20 protein-coding genes are annotated in these 23,499 nt (G+C 44.3%); 7 read left to right on the top strand and 13 right to left on the bottom strand.

All coding sequences use genetic code 11. From position 1 onward, the window contains the following. Positions 1 to 25 precede the first annotated feature (25 nt). The 3 genes from mmuM to J0K78_RS11440 form a co-directional block, all read right to left on the bottom strand. Complete coding sequence (mmuM, locus tag J0K78_RS11450; protein ID WP_206947091.1) at positions 26 to 970, bottom strand: homocysteine S-methyltransferase; 945 nt, start codon at positions 968 to 970, stop codon at positions 26 to 28. 329 nt (positions 971 to 1,299) lie between these two features. Next, the gene (locus tag J0K78_RS11445) at positions 1,300 to 1,872 is read right to left on the bottom strand and encodes a class D sortase (protein ID WP_206947089.1); all 573 of its coding nucleotides are present in this window, start codon (positions 1,870 to 1,872) and stop codon (positions 1,300 to 1,302) included. A gap of 188 nt (positions 1,873 to 2,060) precedes the next feature. Beyond that, positions 2,061 to 4,250, bottom strand: a complete 2,190-nt coding sequence (locus J0K78_RS11440; RefSeq protein WP_206947086.1) for an ATP-dependent helicase — start codon at positions 4,248 to 4,250, stop codon at positions 2,061 to 2,063. Positions 4,251 to 4,446: 196 nt separating this feature from the next. Here J0K78_RS11440 and J0K78_RS11435 point away from each other — a divergent pair, with 196 nt between their 5' ends. After that, positions 4,447 to 4,620 carry a hypothetical protein gene (locus tag J0K78_RS11435; protein ID WP_202412464.1) on the top strand — a complete coding sequence of 58 codons (174 nt, stop codon included), beginning with the start codon at positions 4,447 to 4,449 and terminating at the stop codon, positions 4,618 to 4,620. Positions 4,621 to 4,681: 61 nt separating this feature from the next. Here J0K78_RS11435 and J0K78_RS11430 read toward each other — a convergent pair whose 3' ends face one another. Continuing rightward, on the bottom strand, positions 4,682 to 5,158 hold the full coding sequence (locus tag J0K78_RS11430) for a ferritin (RefSeq protein WP_370551116.1): 477 nt from the start codon (positions 5,156 to 5,158) through the stop codon (positions 4,682 to 4,684). A gap of 179 nt (positions 5,159 to 5,337) precedes the next feature. On the opposite strand from J0K78_RS11430, the gene J0K78_RS11425 reads away from it, so the two are divergent. Then, on the top strand, positions 5,338 to 6,504 hold the full coding sequence (locus J0K78_RS11425) for a DUF4317 domain-containing protein (protein WP_206947082.1): 1,167 nt from the start codon (positions 5,338 to 5,340) through the stop codon (positions 6,502 to 6,504). Between the two features lie 210 nt (positions 6,505 to 6,714). Here the strand turns inward: J0K78_RS11425 and J0K78_RS11420 are convergent, their stop codons facing one another. Beyond that, positions 6,715 to 7,314 carry a class I SAM-dependent methyltransferase gene (locus tag J0K78_RS11420; RefSeq protein WP_206947080.1) on the bottom strand — a complete coding sequence of 200 codons (600 nt, stop codon included), beginning with the start codon at positions 7,312 to 7,314 and terminating at the stop codon, positions 6,715 to 6,717. Between the two features lie 164 nt (positions 7,315 to 7,478). Here J0K78_RS11420 and J0K78_RS11415 point away from each other — a divergent pair, with 164 nt between their 5' ends. Then, positions 7,479 to 8,663, top strand: a complete 1,185-nt coding sequence (locus tag J0K78_RS11415; RefSeq protein WP_206947078.1) for a cation:proton antiporter — start codon at positions 7,479 to 7,481, stop codon at positions 8,661 to 8,663. A gap of 56 nt (positions 8,664 to 8,719) precedes the next feature. Here J0K78_RS11415 and J0K78_RS11410 read toward each other — a convergent pair whose 3' ends face one another. The 6 genes from J0K78_RS11410 to J0K78_RS11385 form a co-directional block, all read right to left on the bottom strand. Further along, positions 8,720 to 9,046 carry a four-helix bundle copper-binding protein gene (locus tag J0K78_RS11410; RefSeq protein ID WP_206947076.1) on the bottom strand — a complete coding sequence of 109 codons (327 nt, stop codon included), beginning with the start codon at positions 9,044 to 9,046 and terminating at the stop codon, positions 8,720 to 8,722. Positions 9,047 to 9,118: 72 nt separating this feature from the next. Then, a complete protein-coding gene (locus J0K78_RS11405) occupies positions 9,119 to 9,790 on the bottom strand; it encodes a response regulator transcription factor (protein ID WP_206947074.1) in 672 nt (223 codons plus the stop codon). Beyond that, the gene (locus J0K78_RS11400; protein ID WP_206947072.1) at positions 9,765 to 11,162 is read right to left on the bottom strand and encodes a sensor histidine kinase; all 1,398 of its coding nucleotides are present in this window, start codon (positions 11,160 to 11,162) and stop codon (positions 9,765 to 9,767) included. The genes J0K78_RS11405 and J0K78_RS11400 overlap by 26 nt, the downstream gene beginning before the upstream one ends. A gap of 82 nt (positions 11,163 to 11,244) precedes the next feature. Next, complete coding sequence (locus tag J0K78_RS11395) at positions 11,245 to 13,314, bottom strand: heavy metal translocating P-type ATPase (protein ID WP_206947070.1); 2,070 nt, start codon at positions 13,312 to 13,314, stop codon at positions 11,245 to 11,247. 24 nt (positions 13,315 to 13,338) lie between these two features. Beyond that, positions 13,339 to 14,832: a multicopper oxidase family protein gene (locus tag J0K78_RS11390; protein ID WP_206947068.1), complete on the bottom strand. Its 1,494-nt coding sequence runs from the start codon at positions 14,830 to 14,832 to the stop codon at positions 13,339 to 13,341. Between the two features lie 17 nt (positions 14,833 to 14,849). Next, entirely contained in the window at positions 14,850 to 15,110 is a 261-nt protein-coding gene (locus tag J0K78_RS11385; protein WP_206947066.1) for an SHOCT domain-containing protein, read from the bottom strand. Between the two features lie 245 nt (positions 15,111 to 15,355). Between J0K78_RS11385 and J0K78_RS11380 the strand changes: the two genes are divergently transcribed. Beyond that, on the top strand, positions 15,356 to 15,991 hold the full coding sequence (locus J0K78_RS11380; RefSeq protein ID WP_206947064.1) for a YdhK family protein: 636 nt from the start codon (positions 15,356 to 15,358) through the stop codon (positions 15,989 to 15,991). Between the two features lie 99 nt (positions 15,992 to 16,090). Here J0K78_RS11380 and J0K78_RS11375 read toward each other — a convergent pair whose 3' ends face one another. Beyond that, a complete protein-coding gene (locus J0K78_RS11375; protein WP_206947062.1) occupies positions 16,091 to 17,464 on the bottom strand; it encodes a hypothetical protein in 1,374 nt (457 codons plus the stop codon). Between the two features lie 367 nt (positions 17,465 to 17,831). On the opposite strand from J0K78_RS11375, the gene katG reads away from it, so the two are divergent. Both katG and J0K78_RS11365 read left to right on the top strand, forming a co-directional pair. Beyond that, on the top strand, positions 17,832 to 20,066 hold the full coding sequence (gene katG / locus J0K78_RS11370) for a catalase/peroxidase HPI (protein ID WP_206947060.1): 2,235 nt from the start codon (positions 17,832 to 17,834) through the stop codon (positions 20,064 to 20,066). Between the two features lie 171 nt (positions 20,067 to 20,237). Then, positions 20,238 to 20,537, top strand: a complete 300-nt coding sequence (locus tag J0K78_RS11365) for a hypothetical protein (RefSeq protein WP_206947058.1) — start codon at positions 20,238 to 20,240, stop codon at positions 20,535 to 20,537. A gap of 728 nt (positions 20,538 to 21,265) precedes the next feature. Here the strand turns inward: J0K78_RS11365 and J0K78_RS11360 are convergent. Next, positions 21,266 to 21,694, bottom strand: a complete 429-nt coding sequence (locus tag J0K78_RS11360) for a hypothetical protein (protein WP_206947056.1) — start codon at positions 21,692 to 21,694, stop codon at positions 21,266 to 21,268. A 305-nt stretch (positions 21,695 to 21,999) separates the two neighbouring features. On the opposite strand from J0K78_RS11360, the gene J0K78_RS11355 reads away from it, so the two are divergent. Beyond that, positions 22,000 to 22,725, top strand: a complete 726-nt coding sequence (locus J0K78_RS11355) for a polyphosphate kinase 2 family protein (protein ID WP_206947054.1) — start codon at positions 22,000 to 22,002, stop codon at positions 22,723 to 22,725. Positions 22,726 to 23,499: the final 774 nt, after the last annotated feature.

Here is a 23,499-nt window from a genome sequence, read left to right as displayed (position 1 = left end):
ATTTGTAAAGAACGTTCCTTTGGGGTCACCCTTTCATTTTCCACTTCTCCGCCAACCTACGAATATGGTCAGGAGTCGTCCGGCAGCATCCACCGATGATCGATGCCCCTTTATCAATCCAACGCTCGGATGCGTCATCAAAGCACACCGCGGAACCCTTTCCATGCCACGTATTGGAATCCGGATCATACGTTTCGCCGGAGTTCGGATATATAAGTACGGGCTTGTCTGTATGTTTTTTCAGGAGAGCCACTGCATCTGCAGCTATCTCCATTGGTGCACAGTTCACTCCAACTGCAGCGATTTGCCTGTGATCATCCAGCTCTTTCACACACGTTTGAAGATCCGTACCGTCACTGATTTCACCTCCATCTCTTAAAGTAAAAGACACCCAGGCAAATGACTCAGGAAATTCTTTTAATAAGGAAGCCAACACTCTCGCCTCTTGAAAAGAAGGGATCGTTTCCATTGCTAAAAGATCTGCACCTGCTTCAACCACTGCTTTCATTCTTGGACGGTGGAAATCAATCAACTGTTGATCGGTTACCCCGTAATTTCCGGTGTATTCCGACCCGTCTGCAAGATAGGCTCCATAAGGTCCGATTGAAGCGGCCACTAACGGCTTCGCTTTGTTCACAGCATCTATTTCTTCCCAATATTCGTCTCTTGCGCTCCTGGCAAGCTCCACCGTTTTTTTAATCAACGATATCGATTGCTCTTCGGAAAAGCCCCGCTCGGAAAAACCAGGAAGCGTTGCCTGATAACTGGCAGTGATCGCACAATCCGCTCCCGCTTTGAAATATTCTTTATGTACGGCCTCGATAGCTTCTGGCTTTTCCAGTAGAACTTTCGCTGACCACAAAGGATCATCCAGGTCACATCCATGTGCTTCAAGTTCTGTGGCTAATGCCCCATCCAGGACCATAATGGAATCCTGCTTTAGGATTTGTTTGATTGGATCGATATTCATCCGTGATTCCCCCTTCTCCATTATATTTTTTTGCTTTTAGGACCTTTCGACAGTGCAGCATTGCATTCCTGCAAGAGCAATAGACTACCTTCTTTTTAAAAGAGAGGACAGCTTCATTGTCATGAGTAGGGCTTGACTATTACCGGAGTTCTCCCCCCGTGATTTTAACAAAGAGTATGACCAGGATAGCGTTAAAAACTTCGAGTGCTTTCCAAGCTTATATTTAGTCTGAAAAACAGCCCCCCCTATAATTTCTCCCCCGCCCCTTCACATAATGAAAAAGTAAACAAAACGCCCCCTCCTTTTATGATAAAAGGAGGGGGCAGTATTTATTGTATTTCCTGCTGTTTCACTAAATCCGCTTGTACGATAAAACGCTCAGGAGCAGAACGGGTAAGGTCGAACGGATAACAGGTGGTGAACGTTAGAGTTGGAGATGATGTGGGAACAAGGAATGATGTATCCTCCGAGTCCGCCACCCATATTTTATTAATTTGGTATTCATATTCGATGTTGTTCTCAGTGAGATAGATAAAATCCCCTTCTACTAGACCATTTAGACCGGCAAACGTCGTCTCACTGTGACCAGCAAGAGCCGTGTGCCCACCTTCAGAAGGGAGTGATGCAAACGATGTATCAAACATCCCGATTCCTTTCTTTAAGGTGTCTCGATCAGAATCGTAATCCACAGGATACTTTTTTCCAAGTTTAGGAACTGTCAGCTCTCCGCTCCCTTCATACGTTTCAGCATACACATAGTCCATTGGATAGGACTGTTCAGAAACCATAGAATTTCCGGGCGCCTCCGTAACGACCTGACTTTGCAACCACCATGGGTAACCGTTCCACAAAACCAACAAGAGTCCCATTGTTATGAAGATGACGCTAAGTTTTCGGATCATCAGACTTCATCTCCTTTGCGATCAAGTAAAATACCCTTCTAGGATCTATGTTAAATACTTTTTATTAAGTAAACGATAAGAAGAGATGAAAGGGGTGTAAAAGAATGTAAATGCCTTACTGAATGGAATAAAAAAGGTGCCAGGACCCTAAAGACCCGGCACCTTTTTTATTTACATTCTATTTCTTTTCATCCCTTACTCAATAATCCGTTGTCCAAACAAACTTCTAACAACAGTTCCTTGTAACCTGCTTCTTCGAATTGGATGCCGATCTGATCACTACCGAATTCCTTAATCATACCAGGGCCGAACTTGTGGTGAATAATAGGTTTGCCAATCTCTACATCATCCATTCGAAGCAGATTTTCGTCTGATAAATCAGAAGCCTGCCGCTTTCTTTTTTTCAGCGTCTTCTTCTCCCCTTCCGGCTGAAGGATCCTTCTCACGTTCATCAGGAAAATCGACTCCGTTACGCGTTCACTACCTTTGTAGTTGTACGTCAGTAACTCAAGGTTTGTTCGTGCGCGCGTCATGCCGACATAGAAAAGGCGGACGGCTTCTTCCATCGGTCCAGCCTCCTTATTGCGGTACGTTTCCATATCATCCTTCGATGGAATGACGCCATTGACGAGGTCGATCATGTACACTTTGTCATATTCAAGACCTTTAGCACTGTGGAACGTCGTCAGCGTCAGGGTGCTTTGGTTTTTATTGTACTTTGAAGTTTGAAGGAGTTTCTCCAACTCCTTCAAGCGGTCAGCAAATCCTTTCAGTGACCCTAACCCCTCAGCGATCTTTTCCAGAGTGTTCAAGATATTCATCAAGTGGTCAGCATTGAATCCAAACTTCTCGGACATCTTCTGCAGGGCATGATCGTAACCGAGCTTTTCCCTGATCGTGCGGATCGCCTGGGCGGGCTCCATTTCGTTGATTTCTTTAAAAAGCCTTTTCGCCTTCTTCATGTTCTTTGATTGATAGTCAGGAATGTCCATCTCCAAAAGCCGATCAAAAACCGACACCTGGCTGTTTTTCTTTTTCAAAAAGAAGATCTGTTTTTTCGAAATGTAAGCATTAAACTTCGTGTGAATACGCTCGAGAATATCGACACGGCGGTCATTATAGGAAAAACGCATGAAGTTCAGGATATCTTCTACGACCCAGTGTTTAAAAAACTTCGGATCGATGTCTTTCATGTAAAAATTGATGCCGGCTTTATCGAGCTGATCAGCGATCGGTACAGCCGAAGCGTTGTTGCGGTAAAGGACAGCCACCTCTTCACCCGGGTCTCTCTTTTTCAGCTGCTCCGTGAGATATTTCACCTGCTTTTCATAATTGCTCAAGTTTTTGACCTCGATGGGAGTGTGCGCCTCATTTTCCGTGAACATTTCTTTCGCATACCGCTTCTTATTGCGTTTAATGAACTGATTGGATACCCTCACAATGTCCTCGGATGAACGATAATTCTGGGACATCGTCAGGACGGTCCCGTTCGGATACGTCTCTTCAAAATCTAAAAGTTTGTCGACATCTGAACCTCGCCACATGAAGATCGACTGGTCATCATCCGCTACGACACAAAGGTTGTTCTGCGGTTTTGCCAGCAATTCAACGATTTCATGCTGGACCAACGAGTTATCCTGACTTTCATCCGTCAACATGTACTCAAACTGCTGCTGATATTTGGATAGGATTTCAGCATCGTCCAATAAAATTTGATGACAATACGTAAGCATGTCATCAAAATCCAGCAGCAACTTGAACGGATCTTTCTTTTTGAACGCTTCATACGACTGATAGATGACAGATGCATGTTTCACCTGACAAGAGACACGTTCAAGCTCTTTCCCTTCCATCATCCGGTTCTTCACAAAACTGATATACCTCATCAGCTCGTCCATCTCATCATCCGTCATCTGCACACCATTTGTATCTTCATACAACTTCTTCAAAATAAACTTCTTATGAAGCGGAACTTCCGGGCCGTCCCAGCCTTTTTTCAATTCTTCATCACTGATGTTTCCTTCAATCAGCTGGAAATCCTGACCATTCTTTCGTAACGACTCGCGGACCACTTTGTATGCGAAACTGTGGATGGTTGAAAAGTGAACTTTTTCTTTTGTCAGACCTGAAAAGAAACGATCGAAACGTTCCGACATATCCCGGGCTGACGCTTTACTGAATGTGACCGCCATGATCCGGTCCGGGTCTACTTTTTTCTCAAGAATCAAATAACCGATTTTCATATTCAGTGTCGTCGTTTTCCCTGACCCGGGCGAAGCAAGCAAAAGCAGCGGCCCGTCCGTGTGCACCACCGCCTGTTGCTGCACCTCATTCAAAAGGACACCCGTCTCCTGTTTCATCCGCTCAAAAAAATCCATATCTCTCCTCCTCCTTCCGATCAACGTATAACGAAAAAATAGATGGAAGAAGGCACACGCGCTTCTTCCATCTATTTTTACAACTTCACTTATTATACATTGGATTTGCGATCGTTTCTAGATGAATTTCTTCCCTCATTGTACATGAGAAATTACATTCCGATTCATAATAAAAAAGAGAGGGAGGTGAACGATCATGGCGAAAAGAACGAAGAAACATGATGCAGAACAAAAGAACAAAAAGGGATTTGACCCTAAACAAGCCGATACTGAGTTTTCTCAGGAATTCGGAAGCGCAGCAGCTAACGAAGCTCACAAACAAGAAGCTAAAAAAGCACGCAAATCTAAAAAAGCAAAACAAGACAACTAATAAAAAAAGGATTCCCTTATGTGGGAATCCTTTTTATTCTGAAGGCAGGATACCTTCCATTCTAGACCGCCTGCCTTTGGCCTAACTCCTGATCCAGTAATAAAATGGCTGAAGGATTATCCTGTGCCAGTTTCAAGCGGTCCACAATCGTTTGGCTCTGAGCTTCTTCATCTATCTGCTCCCTTAAGAAATCCTGGATGATGACAGCTGCTTGAGGGTCGGTCTGGTTCGCATAATTGAAAGCCTGCCGATAAGAATTAGTGACAAACTGCTCATGTTCCAACACCTTTTGAAACGTTTCGAGTGGTGAACCATATTCTGTCGGCTGGGCAGGGATTTGAGACAATTGAACCGTCCCATCTTTATCTACGACATAATCAATCAACTTCAACATATGTGTCCGTTCTTCCTCTGATTGAAGACGCAGCCAATTGGCCATTCCTGTATAATTCTTCTTCCCCATATAGGCAGACATCGCTAAGTATAAGGTCGTTGATACGTGTTCAATTTCAATCAGCCGATTGAATAATTGCTCCATTTCCTTATTCAAGCTTCCACCTCCCTTTGTATATTGTTCACCCTAAAAATGTATGACCAGGAGGGCAAAGATATACGGAGAAGAGCGGCTTCACTTCCTTATTTTTCTTATCCTCTTCCTTCTACCTGTGTTAAAATAAGAGAACTATAGATAGAGCGAAAATTAGGAGTGAACGATGGATGGACAAAAAAGACATCGCCGGTATCCGCAGGCAGCTTAAAGTGGACAATGACCTACTGAAGATCAAGAATATCTTCAACGTCTATATTATGAAAGAAACGACGGAAATTTTTCATCACCAAAGCCAGCCATTTGAAATGCTTGATAAAGACCAGCAGGAACTTTATATGAACAATTTCAAAAAACTTCTCACCGGCCAGCTCGACGAAAAGTTGTTCGAACTGAAGTTTCAGCGCGAAGCCGAAGAAAACAGCCAGCTGATATTACATAAAGGTTTATTAAGTAATCATGTAGACGACTGGAAGGAACAAATGCTCCAGATGACAGAAAAAATCATCCGCGACAACCCTTATGAGAAGGATGTCGTCATTTCTTTCATCCGCGCCGAATATATGAAACCGACGAGGGGCCGCAGTGAAGAATCAGAGGAAAGCAGCCGCGACGCTGTGTATTCAAACCCATTCATCCTCTGCAGCATCAATAAAACCGAAGACCCGAAAAAAGAAATCCAGTTCGACTATATTGAAAAAGAGTTCAAATATAAAATTGAAGTTGATCCTGTCATCGACTTGAAGAATCCGATGACCGGCTTCCTTTTCCCAGGCATTACAGACGGCGCTTCCGACGTGAACCATATCCTCTACTCAGCCGGAAAACCCAATGAACCCGATTATCGGTTTATTGAAGACGTGTTGAACGGAGAAGAAATCATGACGGCGAAAGAAGATAAAGCCATTTTCGAAGAAGTCATCCGCGACGTCGTCGGCGACCAGCTGAGCCCTTCCACCCTTGCTAATGTGTATGGGGAGATCAACCGCACCGTCGAAGAAAACGAAGACGATACCCCTCCGAAGCTCGACTACCGGGATGTCGAACGCGTCTTGAAATCGAGTGGTGAACAGGTCGATTCGGAAAAAGTAAAACATGCCTTCGCCCAGATTACCGATAATGAAGGGTATGAGCTGAAAGCAAGCAGTATCGTACCGAAATACAACTCCAAGTCGATTAAAATCAATACGAAGATCGCCAATATTTCAATCAGCCCCCAGGACCTGCAGTTTGTAAGACAGGTCAATTACAAAGGGAAACGCTGCATTATGATTGAAGTGGAAGAAGATGCAGAGGTGGATGGATTTAAAATGCTGCCGGAGGCTTTCGGGGAATAAGTGTGATAAGACTCAAAAGGAAGTCCCTGATCCCCATACCATGTGGAGGACAGGGACTTTGTAGAGTTTTGGTTGATATTTTTCATTATTAATTGATATTTTGGAAATTTAATTGATACATTCGATATTAAATTGATATTTCACCACTTTAATTGATATCCGTAATCAATCTGCTTTCATTTACCCCTATATTTTTATACGGGCCTTTCCTTATACTCGAATGAATGCTTGTATGACATGTCCGACACCTGTATGCCGTTCTCCTTCGGTCCGGTCCGCTTCTCCGTAATAGAAGTGAAGGCACTTGTAATCCCTGATCCAATCCAGCACCTCTTCAGGTTTATAAAGCATTTGTTTATCTTTTGGACCTCCGGTTTCATAAGCGATTTGATTCTCGGAATAGACTTCAAAGAGAACATATCCTCCAGGCTTCACGGACTTGATCATCTGATCAATAAGAAAACGCTGATGATCTTTCGGAACATGACCGAAGACCATAACCGCTGCATCAAATTGTCCAGGTTCCATATCTTTTTTCGTCAAATCCGCTTGAACCGCATCTATATGAACACCCTCTTCTTCTGCCAGCCGTTCAGCTTTTGCCAGCCCTTCTTCCGATTGATCGAAGACCGTTACGTGATGTCCCTGCTTTGCCAGGTGAACAGCATTTCTACCTTCACCTTCTGCGAAACAAGCGATTTTTTCGGCTTCTTTTAACTGTTCAGTCTTTTCAACTACGAACGTATTCGCCTGCTTCCCGTACACATAAGTATCTTTTGAAAAGCTCTTATTCCAAAATTCTTCAGACACTCAAAATACCCCCTTCTGTATATGATGACTATGATAAGCATAGCACGGGTTCACTTTCTTATGCGAAAAACCAGCTCTATATCGTATAGCTGCGTAGAAAAACGTTTCATTATTTACCCCAAAGGATAATGGCAAACCATACATAGAAATAAAGGAGGGCGACCATGTCCATTACACAAGGAATTCTCCTATTGTTTATCGGTTTTTTCATATTTACACTCGATAAAAAGCAGGAAAACCTGCCTGTACCGACGGTTCTCGTCTTTATCGGCATCGTTTTATCTTTCATCCCTTACTTTTCTTCCATCGAAGTGACCGAGCATATGATATATCATGTGTTTCTGCCCGCTCTATTATTTGTGTCCGCCTATCGTTTCCCGGCAGATCAATTTAAAAAGCATATGGGTTTGATCCTTTTTCTAGCTACCGCCGGTCTTCTGTTGACGCTCGGGTTCTTAGGGGGTCTTGTCTATGCGATCAGCGGACCTTTTCTTTCGCTCTCGTTCATCGGTGCTTTACTGCTAGCTTCTATTTTAACGCCAACAGACCCCGTTTCCGTTGTATCGATCCTGAAGAACTCTACGGGCAATGAGAAAATTGCCGATGTGGTGGAGGGTGAATCCCTTCTGAATGACGGAACCAGCATCGTCATGTTTTCTGTACTTCTGGGCATCTATACGAGCGCTGAGGATTTCACTCTCCTCTCCTTCGCAAGCGAGTTCTTACTCGTTTCTTTAGGGGGAGCCGGTCTTGGGATTGCGTTCGGCTGGTTGATGAGTAAAGGGATTCATTATACGCCTAACAAAGAATACCAGGTGATGCTGAGCATCGTTCTTGCTTATGGCATCTTCAACCTGGCAGAAGTCATCGGTGTTTCGGGTGTTCTCGCAACCGTTTCGGCCGGTCTTATGCTTTCTTTCGAATACGGCCGCACGATCAAAGAAGAACACTTCAAGGATACATTGGACGGTTTCTGGGGGATTGTAGAGATTTCCGGTCTCTCTCTATTGTTTTTGCTGATCGGAATTAAAGCCGCCCCTTATTTGAGCACACCTGTCTGGGGGTTCGCTTTTGTCGTCTTTATCCTATCCATGCTCGTACGCTTCCTCATTATCGCCGGCAGCACAACCCTCTTCCCCCATTGGAGGAAGGAAATATCCTGGCGTGAATCAACGGTCATTTCGTGGTCGGGACTTAAAGGAACGATGTCTGTGTTTCTCATTTTAAGTTTTCAAGTGCAGCAGACAGGTGACCATGAAATGTTTCTATCGTTAGCCTTTGCCACTGTCCTGATTTCTCTTGTCATCCAAAGCCTTGGAGTCTATCCACTTTCAAAGAAATTGCTGTAGAAACATTCTTTGAAAAAATAAAAACAGATCAGCTGAAGAGCTGATCTGTTTTTTGGTTATGCAATTTTTCTACAAGCATCCGCACACTCCTGGCAGGCTTTCGCGCACGCTTGGCAATGGTCATGATCATGCTTGGCGCATTCTTTCCCGCAATCATCACAAATCTTCGCACAGACGGATGCAAGTTCCGCCACATAAGGAGTACCTCTTGTAATCGCTGCTTCTAAGTATCCACAAATATCTGCACACTCACGATCCAGACGAATACACTCAGCCATCATTTTCACATCTTCTTCTTTAAGGCAGGCATCATAACAGTGGTTGCATGCCTCCATACAATCATGTAGAACCTTAAGCGTTTCTTGATACTGCTGGTGAGCCATAAATAATTCCTCCTTAAGATTTTGATCTTACATAGTTATAATACCCAGTACCGGTATTAGTAAACGTGTTTTTTACTTTTTTATCCATTTATATCCGACACCCCATACCGTCTTCAAGTGCTCATTGATCGGGAAGCCTGAACGCCGGATCTTCTCACGGATGTGACGGACATGAGAGTCAATCGTTCTTCCTCCTGTGTCTGATTGAATGCCCCAGACGAGATCAAGCAGATCATTTCTATCATAAACATGATTCGGATGTTTGAGCAGAAGCCCTAAGAGTTGGAACTCTTTCGGGGTCAGAGGGATCGGTTCGCTCCCATAGTGCAGCTCATATGTATCACTATTCCACACCAATCCATTCATTTCGATAGAAGCCTGTGGGTCTTCCCTCCTTAATAATGCTTCGATTCGTGCAATCAGGATCTCTTCATCGAAAGGCTTGGTTATGTAGTCATCCGCACCTGTCTTCAAACCTCGGATGACATCTTCCTTCTGATCTTTTGCGGTCAGCATAATGATGGGAACCTCACTGAATGTACGTATGCGCCGGCAGGTTTCCATTCCATCCATATCCTTCATCATAATATCCAGAAGAACCAGGTCGTAAGAATAGGTGCGGAGTTCTTCCAAACCATCTGCTCCACTTCTAACTTTGCGAACCTCATATCCGTGAGGGACCAAATACAATTCTAATAAATCCAACATTCGCTTTTCATCATCGACTAAGAGAATTTTTTTCATCGTTATCTTCCTTCGGCCAAGTGATTGAGATGGTCAACCCTTCATCATTGAAAGCTTTCACGACTCCCCCGTGCATTTCAATGATTTCCCTTACAATGGAAAGTCCCAGTCCCGTTCCTCCGATTTCTCTGGATCTCGCTTTATCTACACGATATAAACGTTCGAATAAGTAAGGCAGAGAGCTTTCGGGGACCCCGGGCCCGTCATCAGATATGCTGATGATCACGTGCTGTTTTTCTGTTACAGCTGTAATCGTTATCTTTGTTTCCTCTCCTCCATAACGGAGAGCATTTTCCACGATGTTAAAAAAGACCTGTTTGAACCGCATAGTGTCCGCATAAATCCTCGTATTGGATGGAACATCTACGAACAATTGGGCGTTCTTTTCCTCTAAGGCAGGCTTTAAATGTTCCTTTACCTCTGTGAGAATCTTCGACACGTCAACGAGTTGAGCTTCAATAACAAACGAATTTTCATCCATTTTTGCAAGTTGAAAAAGCTGCTGAACCATGTCGGTCAAGTGAGTGGCTTCTTCTTTGATGATATTCAAGTATTTATCTTTATCTTCGAAGGATGTCTCCTTTTTTGACGCCACATCGGCATAGCCTTTGACATAGGTGAGCGGGGTCCTCAGTTCATGAGCAATCGCAGATAAAAAATCGTGACGCTCTTTTTTTATCCATTCAAGATCCTCAGATAATCGGTTGATCGACGAGGCGAGAACCCCCAGCTCATCATTCGGATGTTCATCAAGATACTCTTCCACTTTGCCGGTGCTTAAGTTCTCTGTGACTTCTTTCATCCGAATAAGAGGACGTGTAATAAATTTGGACAAAGCCACAACAATCAGGACTGTAACCAGGATAAGGACGACCATAACAAGAACAAACTGACGGGTGAGGTGACCAATGATGCTGCGGATCACTTCTGAAGGAGAAAACATGAACACATTTCCAATCTGTTCATTCTCCACGATAATCGGGGAGACCGTAGCCACATAAGGCTCCGTTCTCCATTCATCCTCAATGATCCTCTCCTTTTCTTCTGCTTTTCCGTCGATCGCTTCATAGAATACATCCGGGTAGGCTTCTTCATTAAACGATTCCGATAAGATGTTTCCATCCCCGTCGGTAATGATCACCTCTGTGACAGCCTCCGATTCCATCAAGGCTACGTGAGCGAGAGTGGATTCATCAAAGTTATTCTCCAACACATCTCGATGACCGGCGCCGCGCGTCAATAACTCCTCCATTACTTCATTGATTCGATGGGAAGAAACGGTTGTATATAATACGGCAAAAAGCAAAAGCTCGATTAAAATCATAGAAATCAAAAAGAGTAATCCTAATTTGATTGATATTTTATGCTTCATATAACCTCTCATTTTCAGGGAAATACCTAGTTCACTTCAATTCTACCCTCTATTTGTGCAGAAACTGTGCAGGAAATGGAAATCAGGATGCTTTGAGAAGTTTTGCGTTAATCGCTACAATTACTGTGCTCAAACTCATGAGGACCGCTCCGACAGCAGGACTTAATACGATGCCGACAGGAGCAAGAACACCTGCTGCCAGTGGAATCGAAAAGATATTATACCCCGCTGCCCACCATAAGTTCTGAACCATTTTCTTATACGTGTTTTTCGATAATGTTACGATTGATACGATATCTCTTGGATTGCTCTTCACGAGTACAATATCCGCTGTTTCCACAGCAACATCGGTTCCGCTTCCAATCGCAATCCCTACATCGGCAGTCGCGAGAGCAGGTGCATCATTGATTCCGTCCCCGGTCATTGCCACTTTTCTGCCTTCTGCCTGTACTTTTTTCACTTGCTCCGCTTTGTGATCCGGCATAACTTCTGCATACACTTCATCTATGCCGATTTGTTCAGCCACCCAGTCAGCTACTCGTTGGTGATCCCCTGTAAGCATGATCGAGCGGATTCCTCTTTCTTTCAATTCAGATACCGCTTCCTTCGCAGAATCCCTGACCATATCTGCTAAAGCAATCATCCCGATATAGGTGTCATCAAGGAGGACAAAGACAACGGTTTTCCCTTCTTCTGATAAGCGGCTGAACGTGTCCTGATCATAGTTGTATTCGTGCTCTGCCATATAGCCGGGGCTCATGACTTTCACTTCTTTTCCATCCACGGTTCCTCTCAAGCCTTTTCCAGTAACCGAATCAAAGTCTTCCACTTTTCCAAGAGAAATCTCCCGGTCTTCTGCTTCCTTCAGAATCCCTTGAGCCAATGGATGTTCAGAATTCTGCTCTGCACTTGCTGCCCAGTAAAGAAGGTCTGTTTCCTCGTCTTTTTCCGGCATAAGGTCGGTCACCCCGAACTCCCCTTTTGTCAGCGTCCCTGTTTTATCAAAAATAACGGCATCCACGTTACGTGCATTTTCAAACTGTGTGCGGTTCCTTATGAGGAGCCCTTGTTTCGCAGAAAGAGAAGTGGATACCGCAACAACTAATGGTGCCGCTAACCCTAAGGCATGAGGACAAGTGATGACCATCACCGTGACCATACGTTCTAACGCGACATCCAATGAAAAGCCTAAAGCGAGCCACACCACAAACGTTGTGATCCCTGCGCCCAGAGCCAGGTAAAACAACCATTTAGCCGCCCGGTTTGCGAAATCCTGAGCTTTGGATTTTGAGTTCTGTGCTTCTTCTACAAGAGTAATTACCTGAGATAAATAGGTGTCGTCTCCTAACTTTTCTACTTCCAGCGTGAGACTTCCTTCTTTATTAATAGAACCACCGATGACTTCTTCTCCGGTTTCTTTCTCTACCGGGACCGATTCACCCGTAAGCATGGATTCATCGATCGCAGATTTCCCATCAATAATTTTCCCATCAACCGGAATTTTTTCTCCCGGCTTCACGAGGACTCGATCATTCTCCTTCAATTCACTCACTGGAACATCTTCGACTTGATCATCTTCTGTCAGGCGGTGAGCCTCACTCGGCATCAGCTTCACCAATTCCTGTAAGGCATTGGAAGCCCCCATTACGGACTTCATCTCTATCCAGTGACCCAGGAGCATAATATCGATCAAAGTCGCAAGCTCCCAGAAGAAGTTCCTTCCTGACCATCCGAATACCACGAGGGAACTATAGGCATAGGCCACGAATATGGCAAGCCCGATCAGAGTCATCATTCCAGGGTTTTTATTTTTCAGTTCATCGATAGCCCCCGTCAAGAACGGCCATCCTCCGTAGAAAAATACGAATGTAGCTAAAGCGAATAACACGTATTGATCAAACGGAAACGTGAAGCTGAATCCCAAAAGCTCCTGGATCATAGGAGAAAGGACGAGGATAGGGATGGTTACGAGTAAGGATATATAAAACCTTCGTTTGAAATCATCAATCATCGCCCCGTGGTCATGACCTTCGTGAGAATGATCATGGCCTTCATGAGAATGATCATGGCCTTCATGAGAATGATCATGGCCTTCATGAGACTCTTCATGATGGTGCTCTTTATGTTTTTCATGAGAATGTTCTTCACTCATCGTTAAAACCTCCATTTCTGTGAATTAAGGCTGATTCGTCTGATTCAGTTCGAAAGGTGAAAAAACACTTTCGTAATCGACAATGGTTACCATGCCACGATCCGCATGATTATTATCATGACAATGGAACAACCATTCCCCTTTATTGTCCGCTTCGAAGTAAATCGTATACGATTCTCCAGGTTTCACATTAATCAAATCCTTCACGACAGCTCCTCCGCCTTCTGCTTCCACTTGAAAACGGTGGCCATGCAAATGCATGGGATGATTCAACCGCCCTTCATTGGTGATGTCCACTTTTACAATGTCTCCTTTTTCCACTTGAATCGGTGGTGTATCAGGGAAAACACCGTCATTAATCTGCCAGACCATCCCTTCTCCCATGTTCATCCCCATACTAAGGTTCATATCATACGACACGTCCACATCCGGTACGTTATCAAAAAGCAGATCCTTACTGGCATGGGAAGTACCCTTGCTTACCGCCTTACCTTCAGCCTCTACTTGTAAATTCTCCGCTTTAGAATCCGAAGAGAGAACGGGAATCTGCATATCTTGAGAGTGTTCAATCACTGGCATTTCCCCAATCATTTCATCAGCTTCTCCCTTCGTATATAAGACATCGATCCTTTCACCAGGGGCAATCTCCAAAACGTTGTCTTCCCCGGAGCTTTGTACCGGTTCCGCATCAACAGCAATCATTTCCATCGATCCTTCAGGAAAAACGAGACGGTGCAGCTGGTACCCGGCATTCACAAATCGAAGCCTCGCCGTTTCTCCTTCTTCCATTCTCAAAGGTTCGATGGCTTCCCCAGCTTGGCCGTTCACTGTGAAAGTATCGTACATTTGTTTTGTATCGGCTTCTCCATCTCCCTGCATGGAACCCATCATCATGCCACCCATATTCGTCCAATTCTCACGGTCCTGGTTGACCGCCCACTCATCTAAAATGAAAACTTCATCCTGTTCGCGTTTGTCTTCTTTTTCTTCAACGACAAGTGGCCCATATAATCCCTTGTCTACTTGGAGAGAACTATGTTGGTGTGAATGATACCAATACGTCCCAGGGTCTTCTGCTATGAATTCATATGTGAAGGATTCCCCTGGTTCAACAGCATCCTGGGTCACTCCTGGCACCCCATCCATCCGATTCGGGAGAATAACCCCGTGCCAATGAATAGTGACAGGAACATCTAGTTCATTGTGCAGTTCCACCTGGACTAAATCGCCCTGTTCAACACGTAAGGGCTCTCCAGGAACCTTTCCATTATAGGTCCAGGCCTGGACGGACTCTCCCTTTTGTATTTCCCACTCGGTTTCTTCAGCCGTTAGTTCAAATTGTTTGGTTGGCCGGCTTCCGGCTTCTATCGGTTGAATATCCAAAATACTTGTTCCTTCTTCACTGGTATTTAAATTTCCTGAGCTCTTCTGTTGCATGAATGGAGATTGGAAAAATACCCAAACTCCTATAGCAACGATCACAACAATCATAAATGAACCGAAATACTTCCTGTTCATGTTTTGCACCTCCAACATCAATCATCCAATTTCTTTTTCAAGCGGTCGTATTCTTCTTCTGTGATTTCGCCGCTTGCCAAACGTTTCTTTAATACCTCTTTAGACCTTGGCTCCCTATGTTCTCGATCATTGGAATTGCGCTCATCTGCATTTGGTTTCATCATCCATCTGACAATGAAAAAAATTGCGATAATCAGAATCAAAAGAATCAATCCAAATCCGAAAAAGCCCCCGAAGAAGCTGTTCCCCATTCCACTACCGTCCATCATTCCACCCATTGTCATTCCTCCTTTTTCACAATACCTATACCCTGTACTGTATACATTTAAGCTAACAGGATCTATTTGTCTATCCCCATCAATTGTGCAGAATTTATGGATTTTTTATAGACTTTTTCTTCATCCTCTTTTCATTGCTCTATATCCTTAGATTCATTTATTTTATTTAAGACATTTGTCATTTCTCTACAGAAGAAAAATTTGGTATATTGTTTTCCATCATAAAGAAAAGGGAGAAATGCGTAATGAAAAATGGTTATGTCATCACAATTTTGTTCAGTCTGCTTCTGGTTATAAGCGCGTGTGGGAATAGTGAAAATCAGGAAGTTGAAAAGAATACTGAAGAAACACCACCGACAGAAGAAACAAGTCAGGATGAAATGAGCGGAGAGGATATGGGAGGCGATCATTCTAAGGAAGAAGGACATGGTCACAGCATGTCCAGTGATGGAGAAATTCCAGAAGGATTGCAACCGGCTGAAAGCCCTGCCTATAACGAAGGTGACCAGGTGATTATTGAAGCAGAACACGCGGAGGGTCATGACTCAGTGATGAAGGGTGCAGAGGCCACCGTGACAGGAGCTTTTAATTCTACCGCTTATGCCGTATCGTTCACCCCGACCACGGGTGGAGATCCGGTGACGAATCACAAATGGGTCATACATGAAGAGCTTGAAAATGCGGAAAATGCTCCTCTCTCAGAAGGAACAGAAGTGACGCTTGCGGCTGATCATATGGAAGGAATGGATGGTGTAAAGGCGACCATCGACACAGCTGAACAAACCACTGTTTACATGGTTGACTTTACAACCGTTGACGGTGATCGGGCTGTGACTGACCACAAATGGGTGACCGAAGACGAATTGCGTTCACCTGAATAATAGTCATACAAAAACGGGGCGGTAGAAGATCATCTTCTACCGCCCCGTGCTTATCCAAATATGGTGACCATTGCTCTAGAAACTCCCCTTTAAAAAACACTAGTAGACGAGTAGTGTAAGAAGCGAGATTCCTATTCCTAAGAAGCCGAGCAAAATACTATATGGCAGGTTCCTCAGCACGATTTGATAAGGATTCATCCGTAAAGCTACTGAAGTGATGGTAACGATCAGGCCATAAGGGGCTGAAGGTACCGTAGCAATCGCACAGGCAGACAGAAGAATGGTCAGGGTCACCTCAGGGAACGTTCCAATCAACAGTTCACTGACACCACCAAAGATCCCCATCGTCGCAAGCGGATGAACGCCCAGCAACGTCATCACAAGGAAAGCAGCCTGGATGAAAAGCATGATGAGAAGCGGACTTCCCTCAAGCGCAATCAGAGGATCCTGTAAATACTTCAAGTATGGCGAAGCATTCAACGTCTCTGTTAAAAAGGATAGCGACAACAGAAGAACGATGAAGTTGCTTAAATGGTTCGTCTTCCATTTCCATGTCGGCCAGCCGACTTGCAGGAAACTCCGTCTCCGCTTCACAAGCACCGCCCATGTAAAAGCGAAGGGGAAGATCGATACGGTGACAGCAAAAAGAAAGTCCAGCTGAATGACGTTTCCTAAAAATACGACCACGGATAAAAACAGGACGAGCGCGACAATGAACTGGACGAGTTTCTTCCTGCTTTTCCCTGTCCCTTTTTCTAGTGAAAGGGGTGCTTCCATCCCGTATTTGCGAAACATCATTTTCCCCATGAAAGAGTCCATCGAAATACCAAGAACCGCAATCAGCAGCATCCACGGCAGCACTTCTAAATAATTCGCCCCTGTAATGAAAATCGAAGTCGCAAGCAGGATTTCGAGCGGGCTCCATAACAAAGCAAGCGAATACCCACGCAGTGTCGCCATTAAAATGAAGCTGTTCTTCACCTTCGTTTTCACATCTTTCAACTGTTCCTTCAACAAGTCCTGGGAAATGGTGGCGGAAGACAAGTTCAGGAAAGCGGCAAGAGAAACCATGGTGACTTCACTCCGGACATATAAAGAACCAAGTCCCTTGGCGTTACTTCCTAATAAGGATTGCAGGAGTTTGTTATACCTTCCCGCTTTTACAACACTATTCATCCATGGAAGCATGGATAATAGGAAGAGCAGTCCAATGTTCCCTGCAAAGAACGAGGGAATCTCCTGAAAGGTCGTCTCACTCGAGAAGAAGAAAAACGCACCTGCGACTAACAACACCATTCCTAAGATTTTGAACACACGATCCGATCGAGGAAAACTGATCGTCAGCATGACGATTCCAAGAATCCCTATGATGGTGTATAAAGTCGAATTGTTCCAAAACACGTGAACGACATTCAAGGCGAACACGAATGAGTAAAATATGTACAAGTAGTTGGATATGTGACGCACAATCATTCCCCTATCTCATCGACTGGATTTCTATGTTTGTTTGGGTGCATCGATTACTAGAATCAATGCTTTCATGCTATACACAATGGGAATATTTTTCAATGAATTTGTATTTGAAAAGCAGAGACTTTTTCTTATGCGTTTATCCATGCAGGTTTCTCTTTCCCATCCACTATAAGGCCCATCTCCGCCCCTCTCCCCATTCGTAACTTTATCAATCTATTAAAATATGATTCACTTTTGTCTTCTATTAATGAAATAAAATTTTTCCAGTAAATCAGAGGGTTCTGCCTTTCAAAAAATGACTCTTTTTATTATAATTATAATCTAAGACCGATTATAATTTTTTCACAAATATAGGAGGGTATCATTCATGGACAAAAATGAAATGCATGACAGCCAAGCTGGTAAGTGTCCCGTAACCCACGAAAAAACGAAAGAAGAAAGCGCCGTAACGACAACGAAAGTCGGCACAACGAACAAAGACTGGTGGCCCAACCAGCTGAATCTGCATATTTTACGTCAGCATGATAAAAAGTCGAACCCGATGGGAGAAGACTTCGATTATGAAGAGGAATTCAACAAACTCGATTATTACGCCCTGAAGCAGGACCTGCACGAGCTGATGACAGACAGCCAGGACTGGTGGCCGGCAGACTATGGCCATTATGGCCCCCTTTTCATTCGTATGTCCTGGCACGCAGCCGGTACGTATCGTACAGGAGATGGACGCGGTGGTGGTGCCACAGGAAACCAACGTTTTGCTCCTTTAAACAGCTGGCCGGATAATGCGAACCTCGATAAAGCCCGCCGCCTGCTGTGGCCGATCAAACAGAAATATGGCAATAAAATTTCATGGGCAGACCTGCTCGTACTTACTGGAAACGTCGCGCTTGAATCCATGGGCTTGAAGACCTTTGGCTTTGGCGCAGGACGCGAGGACATCTGGCATCCAGAAGAAGATGTCTACTGGGGAAATGAAAAAGAGTGGCTCGGTGACAATCGTTACTCCGGCGACCGCGAACTTGAAAGCCCACTCGCTGCTGTGCAGATGGGACTCATCTATGTAAACCCGGAAGGTCCAAACGGCAACCCGGACCCACTTGCAAGTGCACGCGATATCCGCGAAACGTTCGCTCGGATGGGAATGAATGACGAAGAGACTGTAGCTCTTGTTGCAGGTGGTCACACCTTCGGTAAAGCTCACGGTGCCGGCGACCCTGATCAAGTCGGTGCTTCACCAGAAGCGGCTGACATCGAGGATCAAGGCTTAGGCTGGATGAGCTCTCATGGAAGCGGGAAAGGCCGCGACACGATCACAAGTGGTGTCGATGGTGCATGGACAGCGAACCCGACTGTTTGGGACAACGGCTACTATGATCTATTGTTCGGTTACGAGTGGGAATTGACGAAGAGTGCAGCCGGTGCGAACCAGTGGGCTCCAGTCAACCCTAAAAAAGAGGACATGGCTCCAGATGCGGAGGATTCATCTGTCAAAGTCCCTACATTTATGACAACCGCCGATATGGCCCTGCGTATGGACCCGGATTACGAAAAGATCTCCCGTCGTTTCCATCAAAACCCTGATGAATTTGCCGATGCCTTTGCTCGTGCATGGTTCAAGCTGCTTCACCGTGACATGGGACCAAAAACTAGATACCTCGGACCAGAAGTGCCGGATGAGGACTTGATCTGGCAGGATCCAATCCCTACGGTTGAATATGAATTGACGGACGCTGAAGTAGCAGAGTTGAAAGAAAAAATTCTCGACTCCAGCCTTTCTGTCAGTGAACTTGTGAAAACAGCCTGGGCTGCAGCAAGCACCTATCGTGGATCGGACATGCGTGGTGGCGCGAATGGTGCCCGTATCCGACTCGCTCCACAAAAAGATTGGGAAGTGAACGAACCAAAGCAGCTTTCCAAGGTGCTTGCCGTCTATGAGGGCATTCAAAAACAGTTCGACAATGAAGTCAGCCTGGCTGATTTAATCGTCCTTGGCGGAAGCGCAGCTGTAGAGAAAGCTGCCAAAGATGCAGGCGTCGAAGTCACCATTCCATTTGTCTCCGGCCGCGGCGATGCCACCCAGGAGCAAACTGATGAAGAAAGCTTCGAAGTCCTCGAGCCGATGGCTGATGGATTCCGTAACTATGAGAAGAAAAGATACACGTTGAGCCCAGAAGAATTGCTCGTTGACAAAGCACAGCTTCTTGGTCTTTCTGCACCAGAAATGACTGTACTGGTCGGCGGTATGCGCGTACTTGGTGCCAACTACAAAGACACAGACTACGGCGTATTCACAGACAAAGTCGGCACACTGACAAACGACTTTTTCGTGAACCTTCTTGATATGAACATCGAGTGGAAGCCGAGTGATTACAATGAATACGAAGGCCGCAATCGTCAAACAGGCGATCTTGTCAGAAAAGCGACACGCGTCGACCTCGTCTTCGGATCCAACTCTGTCCTGCGTTCGCTTGGTGAAGTGTATGCACAGGAAGATAACAAAGAGAAGTTTGTCCACGACTTTGTGGCTGCCTGGGTGAAAGTAATGAACGCAGATCGTTTTGATTTGAAGAAAAAGAAAGATTTAGCTTACCATAACGCGTAAGTAAAAAGCAGGAGGCCTCCCGCCTCCTGCTTTTTTCGTTATACGCTTCTTAGAAAAAGAAACATGGATGGAGGCAAAAGACCATGCTTTCATAAATATCTGATATCATGGGAGGAAGAAACTGTTGCAAGTATAAAAAACCGTCCCCCGCTTACGAAGGAGGCATGCCATGTGGATCGGAACAATGAAGAAGAAGTGATTCGTAATTATCAAAAAGGCGAAAAAATGATGATTCTGCTTTTTGCCCAGTGGTGCATCAACCATGACCTGGATCCTGTAACCATCTATGAAGAGGCCTATCCCTATCAGGATAAAAATAAAGAACTGGTCGATGCCCTGGAGCTGACCGTACCGAAGCAGGAGTCCGATCACATCGACCCTGAGACTCTGCTTGAAGTGTTGTCCCTCTATGGAAATGACGACCTCGCTTTTGTTGTATCTGAGTTAATCAGCCGTAAAGATTTGAAGTGAGCGTTGGCTCCCAGGGAAAAGAAATAAGAAGGATCGGTGGTGGTTCCATGAAGGTCTCCGCCACCAAAATATTGAAATAAAAAAGCCCTGGCACTATAGGAGTGCCAGGGCGAAAATAAACAACTTAGGTGACCCAACCATGTAAGAATCATCCTTGATTCTACACATTTTTGAAATTCAGACTAACTCGAAGGACAATTCTTCTGAGAATCCGTTTCCTTATCCGGTTAAGTCGAATTTACCTTCCGTCCACTTTTCGTGATTCGAAAAGGAAAGGTGAAACACCAGCTAAGAGAATTCTCTTTGTTTCCTTACTCAACGCTCAATCTAATTTCATTGGGGGGATTGCCTTACACTGACCTCTCCACGACCTGCCATCCGCAGGCCTGCTCTTTTACCTGCCCCTTCTTCCCGGACTTTTACCATCCTTAAAAAATGGATGAACGTCCTTCCGTGACGGGGACTTTCGTTCGTTTGGAAACGAACTCGCGATGGTTGAGCCACCTAAGTTGTTTAAGTTTGTTTGTTATCTTCTTTACACTCTTATTATACCACCATATACGGGTTTTAACGCTGGGGGTTGTGTCCGTTTTGTAAACGTTTACGTTGGTGTTTAATCAACAGTGGGGTTCCTCTTTATACACGATCTCTCACACGTAAAGCAATCCATTTTGTAAACTAATCTTTTAAATCTACTTCTAGATAATTAAAGATCAGCGGTTACACATTCACCGTTTGACGGGGTGATTAGGTTTGTTGATATCAATGACCCCATTATCTACTGGATCAGATTGATTCCCACTGACTACAAGGTGATATTCCCAATTCCCCCATACTGGATTTCCCTCCCCTGTGTAACGGGGGTCCGTTTCATGAACAATTAAGTAAAAATACTTTTCCCCGGTTTCCATATTCTTGATGTGATTGATCATCCAGCCACTATCCATATAAGGGTCTCCTGCAAAATCACCACGATATTGAACTTTGTAATGATAATCACCATTCACTTCTGTGTACATCCCAGTGACATCACCCACCGGAATACTGCCATCATCTGTCTGATGACCAGGAACGACACTACTCTTTGCCGATACCCCTGATGCCATTAAACTCATAGCAAAAACTATCCCCAACCCAGCTGTTATTAATTTTTTCATAATTGAGTTTCCTCCTTATATCCTTACTCTTTAATCAATTCCTACTTGTTCTAAGTATGTCTGCTTCGTGATGAACAGAAGATTAGTTTACAAATGGATATATAAATAGTAGCACAAGTAAACAGAATATTTTGTATTTTATTGTCGAGTTTTAATAAATAGTTAGGAATAAGGTCCTTCATTCCAACGAGGTCAAAAGAAAATCCCTCTCATTTTCAGGGTCATATTCAAAAGGATTCAGGCAATTCCTGATGAATATGTAGAGAAAGGGTTTTAAAACCAAATACATCAAAGGAGAGAACGGTATGCTGGAATCTGTAGATCTATCCTTGAACATAGACAAAAAGGAATATAAAGAGGAAATGAAACAGTCACAGTTGAAGTTACTCCAGTTGCAGCGATCCATCTACGATAACCAGTTAGGCGTTATTGTTGTTTTTGAAGGCTGGGATGCTTCAGGAAAAGGAGGTGCGATCAAAAGGCTGACCAGCGGGCTCGACCCGCGCGGTTTTGAGGTCCATGCCATTGGCGCTCCTTCCACGAACGAAAAGAGACACCATTACCTCAAACGCTTCTGGAACAAGGTTCCACCGTACGGGAAAATAGCGATCTTTGATCGTTCCTGGTATGGCCGCGTTCTTGTGGAAAGAGTCGAGAAGTTCGCTTCTGTATCCGAATGGAATCGATCCTACAACGAAATCGTTCAATTTGAACATCTCCTTGCTCAAGATCGATATGTCGTCATCAAAGTATGGCTGCACATTTCTAAAGAAGAACAACTGAAACGATTCCAAGAAAGAGAACAAGACCCTCTAAAAAAATGGAAAATCACGGATGAGGACTGGAGAAACCGCGCAAAGTGGGAGATGTATGAAGAAGCTGTAGAGGATATGTTTCAGCACACGTCTCCTCTAGAAAGTAAGTGGCACATCGTAGCAGGAGAAAATAAACATTATGCCAGAGTGAAAATCAATCACATCATTATCCAGGAGATTGAGAATAAATTAACACAGCTCCCCCCTCCTTTCTAACAGTGGCTACCCTTAGGGAAACCGTCGTTGGTACATAAAAAGCCCTGGCACTTCAATAAGTGCCAGGGCGAAAGTAAACAACTTAGGTGACCCAACCATGTAAGAATCATCCATGACTCTACATATTTTTCTAGATTCCAGACTTTCTCGAAGGACAATTCTACGGAGAATTCGTTTCCTTTTCCGGTTAAGTCTATTTTTTATTCTTCTTCCTTACTTCAACAGAAGACTAAGGAAATGCTCTTTGTTTCCTTACTCAACCTTCAATCTAAATCAACTTTCCAAGCTTTAGCCACTACCCACTATCTTTAGATAGCTGTATCACTTGCCTCAATCAAGACTGTTATTTCACCCCATACATCGGATGAACCTTCTTTCATCGGCTGTGTGATCTTCGTTCGATTGGAAACGAACTCGTGATGGTTGAGCCACCTAAGTTGTTTATTTATTTTTGTTATCTTCTTTACACTCTTATTATATCACCATTTCCAGATTTCAACGGGGGTAGTTGTGTCAATTTTGTAAACGTTTACATTAGATGTGTTATGAATAGATCCCGTCAACTTCCTTGCACAGAAAGAAGCCCCGACACTTAAGAAAGTGCCGAGGCGAAGTAAACAACTTAGGTGACCCAACCATGTAAGAATCATCCTTATTCCTACACATTTTTTGGATTCAGACTTTCACAAAGGAAAATTCTTCAGAGAATCCGTTTCCTTCTCCTGTTAAGTCCATTTTTTCTTCCTCTTCTTCTTCCTTTATTTCAAAAGAAGA

The organism is Halobacillus sp. GSS1, from assembly GCF_017307035.1.
GTDB classification, from domain to species: domain Bacteria; phylum Bacillota; class Bacilli; order Bacillales; family Halobacillaceae; genus Halobacillus; species Halobacillus litoralis.
The sequence above is the reverse complement of the archived record's forward strand: the minus strand, read 5'-3'. Positions and strand labels throughout refer to the sequence as shown.

Bases quoted from the DNA above. Each gene is read 5' to 3' on its own strand.
- mmuM (WP_206947091.1), bottom strand. From the start codon at position 970: ATGAATATCGATCCAATCAAACAAATCCTAAAGCAGGATTCCATTATG.
- J0K78_RS11445 (WP_206947089.1), bottom strand. From the start codon at position 1,872: ATGATCCGAAAACTTAGCGTCATCTTCATAACAATGGGACTCTTGTTG.
- J0K78_RS11440 (WP_206947086.1), bottom strand. From the start codon at position 4,250: ATGGATTTTTTTGAGCGGATGAAACAGGAGACGGGTGTCCTTTTGAAT.
- J0K78_RS11435 (WP_202412464.1), top strand. From the start codon at position 4,447: ATGGCGAAAAGAACGAAGAAACATGATGCAGAACAAAAGAACAAAAAG.
- J0K78_RS11430 (WP_370551116.1), bottom strand. From the start codon at position 5,158: ATGGAGCAATTATTCAATCGGCTGATTGAAATTGAACACGTATCAACG.
- J0K78_RS11425 (WP_206947082.1), top strand. From the start codon at position 5,338: ATGGACAAAAAAGACATCGCCGGTATCCGCAGGCAGCTTAAAGTGGAC.
- J0K78_RS11415 (WP_206947078.1), top strand. From the start codon at position 7,479: ATGTCCATTACACAAGGAATTCTCCTATTGTTTATCGGTTTTTTCATA.
- J0K78_RS11410 (WP_206947076.1), bottom strand. From the start codon at position 9,046: ATGGCTCACCAGCAGTATCAAGAAACGCTTAAGGTTCTACATGATTGT.
- J0K78_RS11405 (WP_206947074.1), bottom strand. From the start codon at position 9,790: ATGAAAAAAATTCTCTTAGTCGATGATGAAAAGCGAATGTTGGATTTA.
- J0K78_RS11400 (WP_206947072.1), bottom strand. From the start codon at position 11,162: ATGAAGCATAAAATATCAATCAAATTAGGATTACTCTTTTTGATTTCT.
- J0K78_RS11395 (WP_206947070.1), bottom strand. From the start codon at position 13,314: ATGAGTGAAGAACATTCTCATGAAAAACATAAAGAGCACCATCATGAA.
- J0K78_RS11390 (WP_206947068.1), bottom strand. From the start codon at position 14,832: ATGAACAGGAAGTATTTCGGTTCATTTATGATTGTTGTGATCGTTGCT.
- J0K78_RS11385 (WP_206947066.1), bottom strand. From the start codon at position 15,110: ATGGGTGGAATGATGGACGGTAGTGGAATGGGGAACAGCTTCTTCGGG.
- J0K78_RS11380 (WP_206947064.1), top strand. From the start codon at position 15,356: ATGAAAAATGGTTATGTCATCACAATTTTGTTCAGTCTGCTTCTGGTT.
- J0K78_RS11375 (WP_206947062.1), bottom strand. From the start codon at position 17,464: ATGATTGTGCGTCACATATCCAACTACTTGTACATATTTTACTCATTC.
- katG (WP_206947060.1), top strand. From the start codon at position 17,832: ATGGACAAAAATGAAATGCATGACAGCCAAGCTGGTAAGTGTCCCGTA.
- J0K78_RS11360 (WP_206947056.1), bottom strand. From the start codon at position 21,694: ATGAAAAAATTAATAACAGCTGGGTTGGGGATAGTTTTTGCTATGAGT.
- J0K78_RS11355 (WP_206947054.1), top strand. From the start codon at position 22,000: ATGCTGGAATCTGTAGATCTATCCTTGAACATAGACAAAAAGGAATAT.